The organism is Pseudomonas sp. DTU_2021_1001937_2_SI_NGA_ILE_001 (genome assembly GCF_032463525.1).
Taxonomy (GTDB): domain Bacteria; phylum Pseudomonadota; class Gammaproteobacteria; order Pseudomonadales; family Pseudomonadaceae; genus Aquipseudomonas.
This window is the reverse complement of record NZ_CP135971.1, coordinates 2,552,361-2,568,038: the sequence shown is the minus strand read 5'-3', so window position 1 is coordinate 2,568,038 and position 15,678 is coordinate 2,552,361. Positions and strand designations below refer to the sequence as shown.

The following is a 15,678-nucleotide window of genomic DNA, read 5'->3' as shown; positions in this document are numbered from 1 at the left end:
GGTGCCAGCCGAGCAGGGCCGGTCGAATGATGGGTCCAAGCGCATTGCTGTACCTGCAGGCTAGGGAGGTGCCGTGTCATGCCCGTGACGCTTTGGTGATGGTTGTGTTACCAGCGGTTTCCGGCTCTTGACGACGCCGTTCTGTCATCCAATGCGGTTAAGCTGGGCGACCTCTGCCGTGGAAAACCTTCATGACTCGTCGTTTCGCCCGGTTCTGTCTGTGGCTGGCCTGCTGCCTGGGCAGCCTTGTGGTGCAGGCCGAAGAATGGCCCGCCAGCCAATGGCGCGAGGGGCCTGCCGCACCCTCCGCGGCGTTGCAGGCACTGGACGCCTACGCCTTTGCGCCGCGTGACGAGACGCAGCGCAAGGGCGTGCGCACCGATGCCCTGCTGGTGGTGCGTGACGGGCGTATCGTCTACGAACGCTATGCCGGGCCGACCCGTGGCGACACCCCGCACCTGACCTGGTCGGTGAGCAAGAGCGTGCTGGCGACCGTACTCGGCGTGGCCTTCGCTGAAGGTCGCTTTGCCCTCGAAGATCCGGTGGCGCGTTTCTACGAGCCCTTCAAGGCGCACCCGGACGTGACCCTGGCCGACCTGCTGCATTGGTCTTCAGGACTCGACTGGCAGGAGGATTACGAGTACGCGCCGCTGAATTCCTCGGTGGTGGCCATGCTCTACACCCGTGGCCACCAGGATATGGCGCGCTTTACCGCCGAGCACGGGCGTGCCTGGGCAGCAGGCAGCGCCTGGCGCTATTCCAGCGGCGACAGCAACGTGCTGGCGGCGGCCCTCAAGGGCATGGTCGGCGCAGCGGCTTATCCTGACTATCCGTGGTCCGCGTTGTTCGAGCCGCTGGGCATTCGCAGCGCAACCTGGGAGACGGACGCCAGCGGCACCTTCGTCGGGTCGTCCTATCTGTATCTGAATGCCCGCGACCTGGCCCGCATCGGCCTGCTCATGCAGCGCGGCGGGCGCTGGCAGGACCGCCAGCTGTTGCCGGTGGCCTGGATGGACTTCGTGCTGACCCCCTTCGCGGGGCGTAACGCCGATGCCACCGATGAGACGGTCGGCGGCCACTGGTGGCTCAACCGCACGGCGTCCGGTGCGCCAGGGCCCTGGCCGCAGGCGCCGGCCGATACCTTCGCGGCGTTGGGCCACTGGGGCCAGGCGCTGTTCGTGATTCCCAGCGCCGGGCTGGTGATCGTGCGCTACGGCGACGACCGTGACGGCAGCTACCGCCACGCTGACCTCTTGCAGCACGTACTGGCCGCTTTCGGTCCGGGAGCGCGACCATGAGCCGCCACAGCTTTCTGCGTCGCCGCCCGCTGAGCAGTCTGTTGCTGCTGGTGCTTGCCGTGCTGCTGGTATGGGGCTGGTTGCATCGAGCCGCCTTGCAGGCCTTCCCCGACATCATCAGCGCCTATACCGCCAAGGAGTACTGCTCGTGCCGCTACGTCACCGGCAACCCGGCGCAGTACTGTCGTGGCTACGTGAAGCAGTATGTGCCCAGCAGCCTGGTCGACGATGAAGCGACCCGCACCGTGACCGCCAGCGGTCTGGGCCGCAGCCATCGGGCGGCGTGGCAGGGCGAACGTCAGGGTTGCCGCTTGCTGCCACCGCCCTCCTGAGCGAACCGGGCGATTTGCCAGTGGTCTGACAGGCGGATAGATTTGCCGTCCCACTGCCCTTGCGGAGATCGCATGCTCAAACGCCCTGGCCCAACACTGTTCGCTCTGGCCGCCTGTGACCTGTGGGCGCCGTTGCTGCCGCGAACGGCGTCCTGGCCTGCACGGGTTTCACTCGTACAGGACGTCGCTCGTCTTGCGGTCGATCAGCTCGCCCGCGCAGCTCGATCCGTGTTGCGTCTTGGTCTGGCCCGCTGAACATGGCTGGCACCATATTTCCCTGGCGTGAAGACAATCACTTCGAACTGCTGATCGACGGCCCGGCGTTCTTTCCGCGTATGCTGGCCGCTATCGAGGGCGCCGAGCAGCAGGTCGACCTGGAGCTGTACCTGGTCGAGGCCGGGCACTGTGCCGAAGCGGTGGTGGCGGCGTTGGTGGCGGCAGCGCGGCGTGGGGTGATCGTGCGCTGTCTGTTCGATGGCTATGGCAGCCAGGCGCTGGGCAGTCGACTCAGGCAGCGGCTGACCGAGGGCGGGGTGATCCTGCGTCACTACAACCCGATTCGCTGGCGACGCGGATTGCGCAATCTGTATCGCGACCACCGCAAGCTGCTGCTGGTCGACAAGCGTCTGGCAGTGGTGGGCGGCACCGGCGTGACCGATGAATTCTGGGAGCCGCACAAGCCGGTCAGCCAGTGGCATGAGGTGATGGTAGAAATTCGCGGGCCGCTGGTGATCGACTGGCAGGCCTTGTTCGACCGCCAGTTCCACGTCAACGAACAGCGCACCGCCTGGCGGCCCCAGGACAATTTCGGCCTGACTCACTTGCCCAAGGTCCCGGTGGCCGGCTCAGGTCTGGGCCGGGTGGCGTATGCCGATGCCCGTCAGCACCGTGACATTCTGCAATCGCTGGTGCGTGCGCTGAACAGCGGGCAGCGGCGGATCTGGCTGGCTACGCCTTATTTTCTGCCGACCTGGCGTGTGCGCCGCTCGTTGCGCAAGGCGGCGCTGCGTGGTGTCGACGTGCGCCTGCTGCTCACCGGGCCGCGCACCGATCACCCTTCGGTGCGTTACGCCGGGCATCGCTATTACCCGCGGTTGCTGCGCGCCGGGGTGAAGATCTTCGAATTCCAGCCGTGCTTCCTGCACCTGAAGATGGTGCTGATCGATGACTGGACCAGCATCGGCTCGTGCAATTTCGACCACTGGAACCTGCGCTTCAATCTGGAAGCCAACCTGGAGGCCATCGACCCGCAGCTTACCGGGCAGGTGGTGGCCAGTTTCGACAAGGATTTCGCACACAGCCGCGAGGTCACCCTGGCCGACTGGAAGTCTCGACCCTTGTGGCGACGGGTCAAGCAACGGGTCTGGGGCTGGCTGGACAGGCTGGTGGTCAACCTGCTGGATCGCAGGGGCTGAGGTTTGTGCCTATGGGCGGGGCACTATTGCCGTTCTTACCGGGCGTCATTGCCGGCAGTGCAGACAAGCGCGCCTTCTCCCCTCGGCATTGCCAATGGCCACGCGTGCTCCGATCGATACGGCAAGGCCTGCGCTCGGCCTGTGCGATCGTTCAGCGCGGCAACACCATCAGTGTCGCCAGCACGTTCCTGTTGCTCGGTCATGCCCGATAGCCTGACGGGCCTGGCCATGGGGAGAAGGTCTTGTCGTCCCTGGCAGGTTTCGCTCGACTGCGGGTTCAGTCTGCGACGCCAGGGGGCTAGCGTCCACTGGCAGAAATGACAGGCCTCGACCAACGGCCAGACATGAAAAAGCCCGGCCATGGCGGGCCGGGCTTTTCCTGTAGCGCCTGGGGTTACTGAACTTCCACCGCCAGGCTGTCGCTGATCTTCTTCTGCCAGATCGCCGGGCCGGTGATGTGCACCGACTCACCCTTGCTGTCCACTGCAACGGTGACCGGCATGTCCTTGACCTCGAACTCGTAGATCGCTTCCATGCCCAGCTCGGCGAAAGCCACGACCTTCGACTTGCGGATCGCCTGGGCCACCAGATAGGCAGCGCCGCCCACGGCCATCAGGTACACGGCCTTGTGGTCCTTGATCGCGTCGATGGCGGTCGGGCCGCGCTCGGACTTGCCGATCATGCCCAGCAGGCCGGTCTGTTCGAGGATCTGGCGAGTGAATTTGTCCATCCGTGTCGCGGTGGTCGGACCTGCCGGGCCAACCACTTCGTCGCCGACCGGATCGACCGGGCCGACGTAGTAGATGAAGCGACCCTTGAGGTCCACCGGCAGGCTTTCGCCTTTGTTGAGCATCTCGACCATGCGTTTGTGCGCGGCGTCGCGGCCAGTGAGCATCTTGCCGTTGAGCAGGATGGTCTCGCCCGGCTGCCAGCTCTGCACTTCTTCCGGCGTCAGGGTGTCGAGGTCGACACGGCGGGCCGACGGGCCGGCTTCCCAGACGATCTCCGGGTAGGCGTCCAGCGATGGCGCTTCCAGTTCGGCCGGGCCGGAGCCGTCGAGCACGAAGTGCGCGTGACGGGTGGCCGCGCAGTTGGGGATCATGCACACCGGCAGCGAGGCGGCGTGGGTCGGGTAGTCCATGATCTTCACGTCGAGCACGGTGGTCAGGCCGCCCAGGCCCTGGGCGCCGATGCCCAGCTGGTTGACCTTCTCGAACAGCTCCAGGCGCAGTTCCTCGATACGGTTCTGCGGGCCACGGGCCTTGAGTTCATGGATGTCGATGGACTCCATCAACACTTCCTTGGCCATCACAGCGGCCTTTTCGGCGGTACCGCCGATGCCGATGCCGAGCATGCCGGGTGGGCACCAGCCAGCACCCATGGTCGGTACGGTCTTGAGGACCCAGTCGACGATGGAGTCGGATGGGTTGAGCATGGCCATCTTCGACTTGTTTTCCGAACCGCCGCCCTTGGCCGCGACGTCCACCTCGACGGTGTTGCCCGGCACGATGGAGTAGTGGATGACCGCCGGGGTATTGTCCTTGGTGTTCTTGCGGCTGCCGGCCGGGTCGGCCAGGATCGAGGCGCGCAGGACGTTCTCGGGCAGGTTGTAGGCGCGACGCACGCCTTCGTTGATCATGTCGTCCAGGCTCATGGTCGCGCCATCCCAGCGTACGTCCATACCGACGCGCACGAAGACGGTGACGATGCCGGTGTCCTGGCAGATCGGACGATGGCCGGTGGCGCACATGCGCGAGTTGATCAGGATCTGGGCGATGGAGTCGCGAGCAGCCGGGGATTCTTCACGCAGGTAGGCTTCGTGCATCGCCTGGATGAAGTCCACGGGGTGGTAGTAGGAAATGAACTGCAGGGCGTCGGCCACGCTCTGAATCAGGTCGTCTTGCTTGATCACGGTCATGCAGCGCGCTCCTCTTTAGGGACGGGAACATTGTTGACGCTACTCGGCGAAGCTCTGGCGAAGCGCTTGGATTCGCACCAGAAAGGGCCGTAGCGGGCGCAAAAGGCGCGGCAGTATAACCTGCCCGGTCGCCCAGCCTGTACAATCGGCGTCATTTTCTACAGGCGGCGCCAGGAAGTTCTCGATGCCCCATCTGCGAGTCGGTGCCCGGCACTGGCCGGTGAGCGCCGGCGACGGCCTGCTCGATGCCCTGATCCAGGCCGGCATTTCCATCCCCTATAGCTGTCGGGCCGGCAGTTGCCATGCCTGCCTGGTGCGCTGCACCCGGGGCGAAGCGCTGGACGCCCAGCCCGAAGCGCTGGCCGCCGAACGCCGCCAGCAGGGCTGGCGCCTGGCCTGCCAGTGCCGTGTGGTGGAAGACCTCGACCTGGAGGTCTTCGACCCGCTGCACGATGGCCTGCCGGCACAGGTGGTCGCGGCCGACTGGCTGGGTGCCCAGGTGTTGCGCCTGCGCCTGCAGGCCGAGCGCCCGCAGCGTTACCGGGCCGGCCAGCATCAGGTGCTGTGGACCGAGAGCGGGGTGGCGCGGCCCTATTCGCTGGCCAGCCTGCCGGGCTGCGACGATTTTCTCGAATTCCACATCGATTGCCGTCTGCCAGGCGCCTTCTGCGATGTCGCACGGAATCTGCGGGCCGGCGACCGGTTGCGCCTGGGTGAGCTGCGCGGCGGGGCGCTGCACTACGACCCGGACTGGCAGGCGCGCCCCCTCTTGCTGTTGGCCGCCGGTACGGGGCTGGGGCCGCTGTGGGGGGTTCTGCGCCAGGCCCTGCATGAGGGCCACCAGGGGCCGATCCATATCCTGCATCTGGCCCATGAGGCCGCAGGTCATTACCTGGCCGATGAACTGGCACGCCTGTCAGGCGAGCATGCGGCGCTGCATGTCAGGCTGGTTACTCCGCCGGCGCTGCGCGAGGCGCTGGGCGAGCTGCGTCTGCTGGCGCGCCAGGCTGTGGCGCTGGCCTGCGGCAGCCCGGACAGCGTCGAGACCTTCGCCAAGAGCCTGTACCTGGCGGGTGTGCCGCGCAACCGGGTGTTGACCGATATGTTTCTCGGCAGCCGGCCGGCAGGTATCTGAACGACTTCAGCTGCGGAAGGCTTGCCGGCTGAAGCCGATTCCGCCCGACGCTGTTGCGCCTGAATGAAAAAAGCCCCGGTCGCTTGCGCGCCGGGGCTTTGCCGTAGCAACCGCGGGATCAGACCAGCGGATCGCCCACGTGCAGGATCTTCATGCCGTTGGTGCCGCCAATGGTGTGGTAGCTGTCACCCTTGGTGAGGATCACCCAGTCGCCCTGTTCGATCAGCCCGCGTTGCAGCAGCTCGTCCACGGCGGCCTGGCTGACCTGCCCTGGTGGCAGCGATGCCGGGTCGAAGGGGATGGTGTACACGCCACGGAACATCGCCGCACGGGCTTGGGTTTCGCGGTGCGGAGAGAAGGCGAAGATCGGCACCGAGGAACGGATGCGCGACATGATCAGCGGGGTGTAGCCGCTTTCGGTCAGGGCGATGATCGCCTTCACGCCAGGGAAGTGGTTGGCGGTGTACATGGCCGCCAGCGCGATGCTTTCGTCGCAGCGGGTGAAGCTTTCACCCAGACGGTGCTTGGAACTCTTGCCGGTCGGATGGCGTTCGGCACCCAGGCAGATACGTGCCATGGCCTGGACCGCTTCGACCGGATAAGAACCGGCGGCGCTCTCGGCCGAGAGCATCACGGCGTCGGTGTAGTCCAGCACGGCGTTGGCCACGTCGGAAACCTCGGCACGGGTCGGCATCGGGCTGGTGATCATCGACTCCATCATTTGCGTGGCGACGATCACGGCCTTGTTGTGGGTACGGGCATGGGCAATGATTTTCTTCTGCACGCCGACCAGCTCGGCGTCGCCGATTTCCACACCCAGGTCGCCACGGGCAACCATCACCGCGTCGCTGGCGCGGATCAGGGCATCGAGCACTTCATCGTCGGCCACGGCTTCGGCACGCTCGATCTTGGCGACCAGCCAGGCGGTACCGCCGGCCTCGTCGCGCAGCTGGCGGGCGTATTCCATGTCGGAAGCGTCACGCGGGAAGGACACGGCCAGATAGTCCAGGTCCATCTCGGCCGCCAGCTTGATGTCGTGCTTGTCTTTCTCGGTCAGGGCCGGTGCAGTGAGGCCGCCACCCAGGCGGTTGATGCCCTTGTGGTCGGACAGCGGGCCGCCGACCTGCACGGTGCAGTGCAGTTCGTGGGCGGTCTGGGTGTCGACACGCATGACCACGCGCCCGTCGTCCAGCAGCAGGATGTCGCCCACGCCGCAATCCTTGACCAGGTCCGGATAGTCGATGCCGACGATTTCCTGGTTACCTTCGGTCAGGGGATGAGCGGTGGAGAAGGTGAACTTGTCGCCAACCTTGAGCTCGATACGCTTGTTGGTGAATTTGGCGATACGGATCTTCGGACCTTGCAGGTCGCCCAACAGGGCAACGAAACGGCCATGCTTGGCGGCGATCTCGCGGATCAGCCGGGCGCGAGCCTTGTGCTCGTCCGGGGTGCCATGGGAGAAGTTCAGGCGGGCAACGTCCAGACCCGAGAGGATCAGACGCTCGATGACTTCCGGTGAATTACTCGCAGGGCCCAGTGTGGCGACGATTTTGGTGCGGCGAACGGTCATGCACAAACTCCTAGATTGAAGCGCAGCCAGAGGCTACTCCTCTCTGGCTCTGTAGTCATTGTTCCTTTGCACTACCTCGCCTCGATCGGACAGGGCAATCGGCTGAGCGCCGTTGAGCAGGCTGGATTGAAGAAATGGCGCTGGCCGCCGATATCAGGCACAGAACAGGAGATGACTCATGCGTATCTTGATGCTTGTCGTGCTGCTGGCCGCCGCCAGCGGCTGCACCCGCTGGGCGATGAATTCCAACCTCAACGAAGCCTACCGCGCTTACGACCGTGGCGATTGCGATACGGCGATGCTGGCGCTATCCAAGGTCGACCGTCAGAGCCGCTCGCGGCGCTACGTGCAGCCCGAGGTTTCGATGCTGCGCGGGCAATGCCTGGAAAAACAGAAGCTGTACGTGGATGCGGCGCAGACCTACCTGTACATCATCAATCAGTACCCCGGCAACGAATACGCCTTCAGGGCCCGTGCGCGTCTCGACACTCTGGCGCAACTGGGGCATTTCCCGCCGCGCGAGCCCGCCCGCACTTTTCCTGCATCACGCTAGTTACACCCGATTGGATGATTGGTAGCGTGTTCGGGTGGATGTACGTATAAATTGCGCTAGTCTCTCTGTTAACGGAATGAAAGGGGCGGAAAAGCCCTGCATCCAGGGATTTTCGTGCGGCGGGTTGTGGTGGTCGCCTTGCGTGATGAAGCGTTTGTGCACCAGCCGCCTGCGGTCATTGAAGGGGAAGGCGCTGCCATGCTTAGAGAAAGAAGAATCAAGCGGCACGAGTTGCAGTACTACCTCCAGGTCTTCAATCGGTATACCGACCGACCCATGGGGTGTCTGGGCAATGTGTCCGAAGATGGACTGATGCTGATCAGCGACCTGCCGATGCTGGTTGGCGGCCGTTTCGACCTGCGTCTGAAGGTCCCGCAGGGGCCCGATGAGTTTCGCATGGTCGACGTCAGTGCCACTTGCCAGTGGTGTCATGAGGACGTGACGCCAGGTTGCTACGATTCAGGCTTTCATCTCCAGGAAGCGCCGGTCGAGTATCTCGAACTGATGCACAGCCTGCAGCATTACTTCAGCTTCTATCCACTTGAAGCCTCGGCCTGACCAGCGCGGCTAGACCTACAGGGCGCCGGCGCTTTTCCAGCTCAGGTAGAGGTTGACCATCCGCACGCCCAGGTCCTGTGGGCGTGCATCGATCACCGGCACGCCGAGCGCTTCGAGGCGCTCGTGCAGGCTGCCACGCTGATTGAGAAAATCCACCGTCGCGCAATAGGTCAATGCCTGCTCGTAGCGTTCGACCCGTTCACCGCGCAGCCGATCCAGCACATCCTCGCGCAGGCTCGCCACCAGCACACGGTGGCGCTGGCCCAGCTGCCTGAGCGCCGCCAGCAGGTCCTCGTCATCTTCATCTCGCAGGTTGGTGACCATGATCACCAGTGCCCGGCGTTTCTGCCTGGTCAGCAGTGCCTTTACCGCCGTGCTGTAGTCGGACGGACGCCGGGTGCTGTCCAGTTCGCAGACGGCATCGAGCAGCAGGTTCATGTGCTGGGTCCCCTTGGCGGGAGCCAGATGCCGGTCGGCGTCGCCGGCGAAGCTCGACAGGCCGACCGCATCGCCCTGGCGCAGGGCGACATGGCTGAGCAGCAGGCAGGCATTGAGGGCGTGGTCGAAATGCGAGCGTTCGCCATCCTGACTGCGCATGCGCCGTCCGCAATCGAGCATGAACAGGATCTGCTGGTCGCGTTCGTCCTGGTATTCCCGGGCAATGGGCGTGCGATGACGCGCCGTGGCCTTCCAGTCGATCTGACGCAGGCTGTCGCCCTCGCGAAATTCGCGCAATTGATGAAATTCCATGCCCAGGCCGCGACGCGGCTGCTGTCGCACGCCGGCCCGGCTCAGCCAGGTGTCGAGGCCTTGCAGCGGGTTGTCGTAGGGGCGGGCGAAGTCCGGATAGACCTTGAAGGCGTCGGGCAGCGCCAGCAGACGGCGGGTTTCCCACAGGCCCATCGGGCTGCGGATCCACACCTCGCAACGCTCCAGGGTGAAGCGACCTCGGCGTAGCGGGCGCACGCGCCAGGTCAGCTGCGCATGCTCCTCAGGCTCCAGCTTGAGCTGCTGCGGCAGGTGCTCGAAGGCCAGGCCATCGGTTGCGTGATCGAACACCCGCAATTGCAGAGGGATCGCAGCGTCGTGTTGCAGGGTCAGGTGTACGTCGCTCCAGCGCCCCAGCGACAGGCTGCCGGACAGTTGCCGCTGCAGCCGTGGAGACGGCAGGCGCATCACCCACGCGGCGTCGACCAGTGCCACGCCGATGAGCGCCAGCAGGGCCGACCAGTAGATGAGCGTCAGTTCTGGCGGCACACCCCGGCCGAGCGCGCCGAGTACGCCTGGCACCAGGGCCACGGCGGCCAGCGCGCCGATCCAGCGCAGCAATGCACGGCAGGGGCGCAGGTGCTGTTTCATAGGCGCGGTGCCGGAACCTGGTCGAACAGCTGGCGCAGGACCTGGTCAACCGACAGACCTTCCATGTCCAGCTCCGGGGCCAGGCGTACGCGGTGGCGCAGGACGGCCAGGGCACAGTGGCGGATGTCATCGGGCAGGACGAATTCGCCACCGCGCAGCAAGGCCCGGGCTCGTCCGCCGCGCACCAGCGCGATCGAGGCCCGTGGCCCGGCGCCCAGGGTCAGTCCTGGCCAGTTGCGCGTCGCCCGGGCGAGCCTGACGGCGTATTCAAGCACCTGCTCGTCGATGGGCAGTTCGCTGGCGATGCGTTGCAGCGCCTGGACCTCACGGGGCTGCATGATCACGCGCAGGGGCTGCACGTCGAGCATGTCGGCGCGGGTGGAGCGGCTGACCTGGCGCACCATCTCCAGTTCTTCCTGGGGCTGCGGGTAGTCGATATGCAGGTTGAGCATGAAGCGGTCGAGTTCGGCCTCCGGCAGGGGGTAGGTGCCTTCCTGCTCGATGGGGTTCTGGGTGGCCAAGACCATGAACGGCTGGGCGATGGGCAATGCCCGCCCCTCGAGGGTCACCTGGCGCTCCTGCATGGCTTCGAGCAGCGCCGCCTGGGTCTTGGCCGGGGCCCGGTTGATCTCGTCGGCGAGCAGCAGGTGGGTGAAGATCGGCCCCTTGCGCAGCTTGAACTGTTCGTTCTGCGGGTCGTAAACGGCATGCCCGGTCACGTCGCTGGGCATCAGGTCGGGGGTGAACTGGATACGCGCGAAGTCGCCGCCGAAGCAGCGCGCCAGGGCGCGTACCAGCAGGGTCTTGCCCAGACCCGGAACGCCTTCGATCAGCACGTGGCCGCCGGCCAGCAACGCGGTGAGCACATCGTCGATCACGGCGTTCTGGCCGATCAGAGCCTTTTGCAGTTCCTGACGCAGGCTCTGAGCGAGGGCACTGGCCCGCTGGCGCTGACGCTGAGTACGGTCGGGCTCTGCCTGCGCTGGCTCAAGTTCTCCTGTGGGGTTCAGCGGTTCGCTGTCTTGCTCGCTCATAGGGCATTCCTGATGGTTTGCAGGTGGGCCACCTGACGGGTGAATTCGGCCTTGGACAAGCGCTGGGGCGAAGGTGGCCGCAAGGCCAGGCTGATGGTGCGGGTCGGCTGGCGGGTCAGCCTGGCGAGGATCTGCCACTGCTCGGTGACCCCCAGGGCCTCGAAACCGGGGTGGCGCTGGCGGGCTCTGCGCAGCACGTCGCGCTGCAAGTGCCTGAGCAGCACCTGCTGGCCATTCTGGCGCAGCAGGAAATCGGCGGCCGCGCGCAAATGCTCGGTCAGTTGCCGGCGCCCGCTTGCAGGCAGTGTCTGCAATGGGCCTTCACGCATGGCTGCACGCCATAGCGCCAGCACCAGCAGCACCGCCAGAGTGGTCAGAGCCAGCGGGAAGTACCTGACCAGGAGGGTCAGCAGGTTGTCGTGGCGGGCGCGGGCGACCAGGGTCACCGTACTGTCCTGGGTCAGATACCAGAGCAGCCAGGCGTTGTCGTAGCGGTCGATGGCGTTGTTCTTCCACAGTTCGGCGTCGGTGACGATGGTGACCAGGCCCTGGCCGTGCTGCAGTTGCAGCATGTGCGTGGCGTTGGCGCTGTTGGCCCAGTACTGGGCGTGATCCTCGGGGTCTTCGAGGTGGTAGGCCGGATCGAAGCTCATGTAGGCCGGCGAGTCTTCGTTCTCCAGGTACAAGCGCGTCAGCTGTGGGCCACGCTCGCGCTTCGGGCTCGGCCTGGCCATCGGCACTGGCAACGGGCTGTTCGGCGCTTGGGTGTTCGCCGGCGGCAGGTCGGCCGTGCGGTACTGGTGAATGTGCAGGCGATCCAGCAGCAGGTCGCCGCTGCGCCCCAGGTGTTCGTTCCACAGTTGCTCGGCGACGAACACCAGGTGGCCACCGTGCTCGGCCCAGGCCAGCAAGGCATCGGCCTGCTGAGGTGTCATGGCTGAGCGCTCGTCGAACAGCAGCAGGGTCTGGCGCGTATCGGCCGCTACGGGCAGCTCGGTCCAGGTGTCTGCCGCGCGCACGTTGATGTGCCGCTGTTCAAGGAAGCGTTGCGCCGCCAGGTAGGGGTTGGCGCGGGCTTCAGGCGAGGGACCTCGGTCGACGGTTTCTTCGTAGGGCTCCAGCTGCCAGGCGAGCAGCGCCGTGCCCAGCAGCACCAGCGCGACCAGCAGCACCGCCAGGCCCCGGCGCGCGTTCATGCCGGCGCTCCGGATTCGAACAGACGGCGCCAGCCTGCGCACAGGTGCTGCAGCGTTTCGTCGCTGGGCAGGCGATGGCCGTAGGCGAGGTTCTGCCAGTGCCGGGTGAGGTCGCGGCTGAATTCATCGAGTGCGGGATCGTTGTGCGCGGCGATGCGTTCGAGCACCAGGCCTTCGGTGTCGGCTTCGCGCAGCGGCAGGCGATAGTCGCTGATCAAGCGGCTGAGCATGGCCCGGTAGAGCAGGCTCAGGGCTTCGCGGGGGGCATGGGGCCACAGCGTCTGGACGCTGCCGAGGATATCCGCCGGCAGACTGGCGGCACCGATCTGCAGGCCGAGCAGCTGTTGGGGTGGCGCTGTCGCTGCGGGGGCTTGTCGTTCGACAGGGCGAGCGAACAGGCGCAGCCAGTGCCGGTAGCGCCAGGCCAGGAGCACCATCAGGCCAATGGCCAGCGCCCACAGCAGGATTTCCAGCAGACGGGCGAAGAGGCCGGCGGCCTCCGCCAGCTGTCGCCACCAGCCGAATGATCGAGCGGATGGCTCGCTGGGCGGGGGCTGCCCGGTTTCCGGAAAGCGCCAGCCAGTGATGGTTTCCGGGTTCTTGAACGGTGGTTTGTCCAGCAATTCGCCGATGGCCTGGCGTGACTGTTCGCTGTTCAGCGGTTGATGAGTCAGGCGCGGGCTTTGTACGGGCAGTTCGGTGGTGGCCCAGGCATTGCTCGGCCACTGCGCCAGCAGCAGTGCGCCGCCGAGCAGCAGAAGGCTGGCGGTACTGGCCAGCCGCTGGCGCAGGCGGCGGAACACCAGTTCGATGTCCCAGGCTTCGAGGCGCGTACGGCGGTTGAGGTACAGCGTGAAGCCGCAGGCAACGTAGATGGGCTCCCAGACGATCAGTACCAGGGCGTAGAGCAGGTTCATCAGATGATCGGCCCACAGCCATTGCTCGTCGCTACCCATCCACAGTAGCCATTTCCAGTCCAGGTCCAGTTGCCTTGGAATGAAGGACCAGACCAGCAGGAGCGCCCCGGTGTACAGGACCGTTTCCAGGTGCGCGCCGACCAGCGTCAGGCAGCGTGCGGCGTTCAGGTCGGCCTGGCACAAAACGCTCAGGCGCCGGGCCCGGGCCTCGCCAGCCAGACCTTCGAGCTGCTGCACCGGCAAGGTGAAGCTGCGTATCAGGCTCAGGCGACGCCAGAACAGGCTGGGTAGCCATTGCTGCCTGAGCGTTCCGGGCCAGGCGCGCAGGGCCTGCTTCAGCGTCGGGGTGGCACCGAACAGGGCGCGTGACAGGATCAGCAGCGGCAGGCGCTCGTACAGCGGTTTCAGCCACCAGAACAGCAGCATCACCGCACCGGGGTAATCCCATAGCAATGCGGTCATCAGGGCCAGCAGCGGCAGGGTAACAAGAGCCCAGGAGAGCATCAGCAGGCGGCGGTGTTCGCGCGCCAGCAGTACGCCGAGGTCGAGGGCTTCCCAGGCCGGGCGCGGGCGGATCTCGATACCGGCGTCATTGAGTTGCATGACGGTCTCTGCCAGAGAGCAGCAGCCAGGCGGCTACCAGGGTCCAGGACAGGCCACCGGCCAGGTATTTGATCCACGGTGCCGGCCAGGTCATCGAAGACCAGTAGGCCTCGATGAAGGCCGCGACCAGCAACATGAGAATGACACCGCCCATCAGTTGCACGCTGTGCCCGGCGGCCACACGCAATGCCGCGCCGCGTGACAGGCGGCCGGGCGACAGCAGTGCCCAGCCCAGTTTCAGCCCGGCAGCCCCGGCCAGGACGATGGCGGTCAGCTCGAAGGCACCATGGCCGATGACGAAGGGCCAGAAGGTCTGGCCCGAGCCGATGTCGGTCAGGTGGGCGGCGACGGCGCCGATCAACAGGCCGTTGTATAGCAGGAAGAACAGGCTGCCCAGGCCCAGCAACAGGCCGCTGGCGAAGGTCTGGAAGGCGATGCCGATGTTGTTCATGATGTAGTAGCCGAACATCATCCAGTCTTCGCTGGACGCCCGCTCGGCCAACCGCCCGAGGCGGCTGACGTCGGGCTTGTACATGGCCTGCATGTCGGTCACCTGCTCGACGCTCATGACGCTGTAGACCAGCTCGGGAACGCAGTACACCAACAGGCCCATGCCCAGCAGGCCAGCGATGAACAGCAGCCCGGCCAGTGCCACGAACCGCCATTCGGTCCTTACCCGGCGTGGAAAACCGGCCACCACGAAGCCCAGCAGCCCGCTCGCCGACTGGTTGTGGTGTCGATAGAACTGCTGGTGGCCACGCATGGCCAGTTGCTGGAGCGATTCCACCAGATGCCGGCTGTAGCCGCGTTCCCGCGCCAACGCCAGGTGCTGGCAGATACGCCGGTACTCGTGGCCGAAGCCTTCACTGGCAGCCGCGTCGCGCGTGCCTTTCTCCAGCGCTTGCAAATGTTCGGCGAAACCCTGCCATTGCGCCTGGTGACGGGCTTCGAACAGGTTCTGTTTCATGGCGCGTCGCCCCGTAGATGGTGAGCGATGCCATTGACCCGTGCCAGCGCCTGTTCGGGGGCGACACGCAAGGGCTCGGCGAGCAGGGCAGCCAGTTCCCGGGCGCGTTGTGCTGAGAGTTCGGCCTGGCGCTCGGCCAGTTCCAGGATGGCCAGCTGTTCGGCCATGTGTAGCGCGAACGGTGCAGGCTCGGCGTTTGCTGCCGGCAGTTCGGGGCGCTGGGCGGGCTGTTCGCGATAGACCACCAGGGTGCCGGCCGCCAGGTCGCCCAGGCGCTTGAACTGCGGATGATTGAGGCAGGCGATGGCACCGGCGGCGTAGCCGAACGGCAGCATGTCGACCAGGCGCAGCAGGTTGCGGATCAGCGAGCCGGCCCAGCCGATCGGGGTGCCGTCGTCCTGTACGACGCGCAGGCCGAGCAGTTGCTTGCCGGGCGTGCGGCCCTGGTTGAGTACCTCGAACAGCACGGCGTACCACCAGTTGACCAGGAAGAAGCCGATGGCTGCCAGGCCCGTGCCGAGGTGTCCGAGGCCGCTGAGCAGCAGGTAGCCCGCCGCGAGCAGCACCCCGCGCAGGCCCAGGTCGATGGCGAAGGCCAGTGCACGCGGCACCAGCCCCGCCGGGCGCAGGAGCAGCTCTATGCCTTCCGGGGTCTCGATGCCGAGCCGGGTGTCCAGTGGTGGTGCCTGCCTTGGCGAAGCTGGAAGCATTGGGGTCTTGGGCCTGGGGCGGTGGGTGGGAAGGACCGTCGTTCGCGACCGCAATGGCGGCATCTTGCCTGACAACGCCAGGCCTACGCCAGTTCCGGCAGGGGAGGCGTTTG

The 15,678-nt window shown here is 65.8% G+C and carries 14 protein-coding genes; 6 read left to right on the top strand and 8 right to left on the bottom strand.

Going from position 1 to position 15,678, the window contains the following annotated elements:
* Positions 1–191: 191 nt before the first annotated feature.
* The 3 genes from RRX38_RS10940 to RRX38_RS10930 all read left to right on the top strand — a co-directional run bounded on the left by RRX38_RS10940 (position 192) and on the right by RRX38_RS10930 (position 3,045).
* Entirely contained in the window at positions 192–1,298 is a 1,107-nt protein-coding gene (locus RRX38_RS10940; protein ID WP_315962507.1) for a serine hydrolase, read from the top strand.
* On the top strand, positions 1,295–1,630 hold the full coding sequence (locus RRX38_RS10935; protein ID WP_315962506.1) for an amidase: 336 nt from the start codon (positions 1,295–1,297) through the stop codon (positions 1,628–1,630). Before RRX38_RS10940 ends, RRX38_RS10935 begins: the two co-directional genes overlap by 4 nt.
* A gap of 257 nt (positions 1,631–1,887) precedes the next feature.
* On the top strand, positions 1,888–3,045 hold the full coding sequence (locus RRX38_RS10930) for a phosphatidylserine/phosphatidylglycerophosphate/cardiolipin synthase family protein (RefSeq protein ID WP_315962505.1): 1,158 nt from the start codon (positions 1,888–1,890) through the stop codon (positions 3,043–3,045).
* Positions 3,046–3,439: 394 nt separating this feature from the next.
* On the opposite strand, the gene RRX38_RS10925 is transcribed toward RRX38_RS10930, so the two are convergent.
* Entirely contained in the window at positions 3,440–4,963 is a 1,524-nt protein-coding gene (locus RRX38_RS10925) for a fumarate hydratase (protein ID WP_295473944.1), read from the bottom strand.
* A gap of 184 nt (positions 4,964–5,147) precedes the next feature.
* Between RRX38_RS10925 and RRX38_RS10920 the strand changes: the two genes are divergently transcribed.
* A complete protein-coding gene (locus RRX38_RS10920) occupies positions 5,148–6,098 on the top strand; it encodes an iron-sulfur-binding ferredoxin reductase (RefSeq protein ID WP_315962504.1) in 951 nt (316 codons plus the stop codon).
* Positions 6,099–6,216: 118 nt separating this feature from the next.
* On the opposite strand, the gene pyk is transcribed toward RRX38_RS10920, so the two are convergent.
* Positions 6,217–7,668: a pyruvate kinase gene (pyk, locus tag RRX38_RS10915; RefSeq protein ID WP_295473938.1), complete on the bottom strand. Its 1,452-nt coding sequence runs from the start codon at positions 7,666–7,668 to the stop codon at positions 6,217–6,219.
* Between the two features lie 178 nt (positions 7,669–7,846).
* Between pyk and RRX38_RS10910 the strand changes: the two genes are divergently transcribed.
* Together RRX38_RS10910 and RRX38_RS10905 are read left to right on the top strand one after the other, a co-directional pair.
* A complete protein-coding gene (locus RRX38_RS10910; protein ID WP_295473936.1) occupies positions 7,847–8,221 on the top strand; it encodes a tetratricopeptide repeat protein in 375 nt (124 codons plus the stop codon).
* A gap of 198 nt (positions 8,222–8,419) precedes the next feature.
* A complete protein-coding gene (locus tag RRX38_RS10905) occupies positions 8,420–8,779 on the top strand; it encodes a PilZ domain-containing protein (protein ID WP_315962664.1) in 360 nt (119 codons plus the stop codon).
* A 15-nt stretch (positions 8,780–8,794) separates the two neighbouring features.
* On the opposite strand, the gene RRX38_RS10900 is transcribed toward RRX38_RS10905, so the two are convergent.
* The 6 genes from RRX38_RS10900 to RRX38_RS10875 are packed head-to-tail and all read right to left on the bottom strand — an operon-like array spanning position 8,795 to position 15,565.
* Entirely contained in the window at positions 8,795–10,126 is a 1,332-nt protein-coding gene (locus RRX38_RS10900) for a DUF58 domain-containing protein (RefSeq protein ID WP_315962663.1), read from the bottom strand.
* Between the two features lie 8 nt (positions 10,127–10,134).
* Complete coding sequence (locus RRX38_RS10895) at positions 10,135–11,172, bottom strand: MoxR family ATPase (protein WP_315962503.1); 1,038 nt, start codon at positions 11,170–11,172, stop codon at positions 10,135–10,137.
* Positions 11,169–12,368 (bottom strand): DUF4350 domain-containing protein, encoded by a 1,200-nt coding sequence (locus tag RRX38_RS10890; RefSeq protein WP_315962502.1) that lies wholly within the window; start codon positions 12,366–12,368, stop codon positions 11,169–11,171. The genes RRX38_RS10895 and RRX38_RS10890 overlap by 4 nt, the downstream gene beginning before the upstream one ends.
* Positions 12,365–13,888 (bottom strand): DUF4129 domain-containing protein, encoded by a 1,524-nt coding sequence (locus RRX38_RS10885; protein ID WP_315962501.1) that lies wholly within the window; start codon positions 13,886–13,888, stop codon positions 12,365–12,367. Before RRX38_RS10885 ends, RRX38_RS10890 begins: the two co-directional genes overlap by 4 nt.
* Positions 13,875–14,855, bottom strand: a complete 981-nt coding sequence (locus tag RRX38_RS10880) for a stage II sporulation protein M (protein WP_315962500.1) — start codon at positions 14,853–14,855, stop codon at positions 13,875–13,877. Before RRX38_RS10880 ends, RRX38_RS10885 begins: the two co-directional genes overlap by 14 nt.
* Positions 14,852–15,565, bottom strand: a complete 714-nt coding sequence (locus tag RRX38_RS10875; RefSeq protein ID WP_315962499.1) for an RDD family protein — start codon at positions 15,563–15,565, stop codon at positions 14,852–14,854. Before RRX38_RS10875 ends, RRX38_RS10880 begins: the two co-directional genes overlap by 4 nt.
* Between the last annotated feature and the right edge of the window lie 113 nt (positions 15,566–15,678).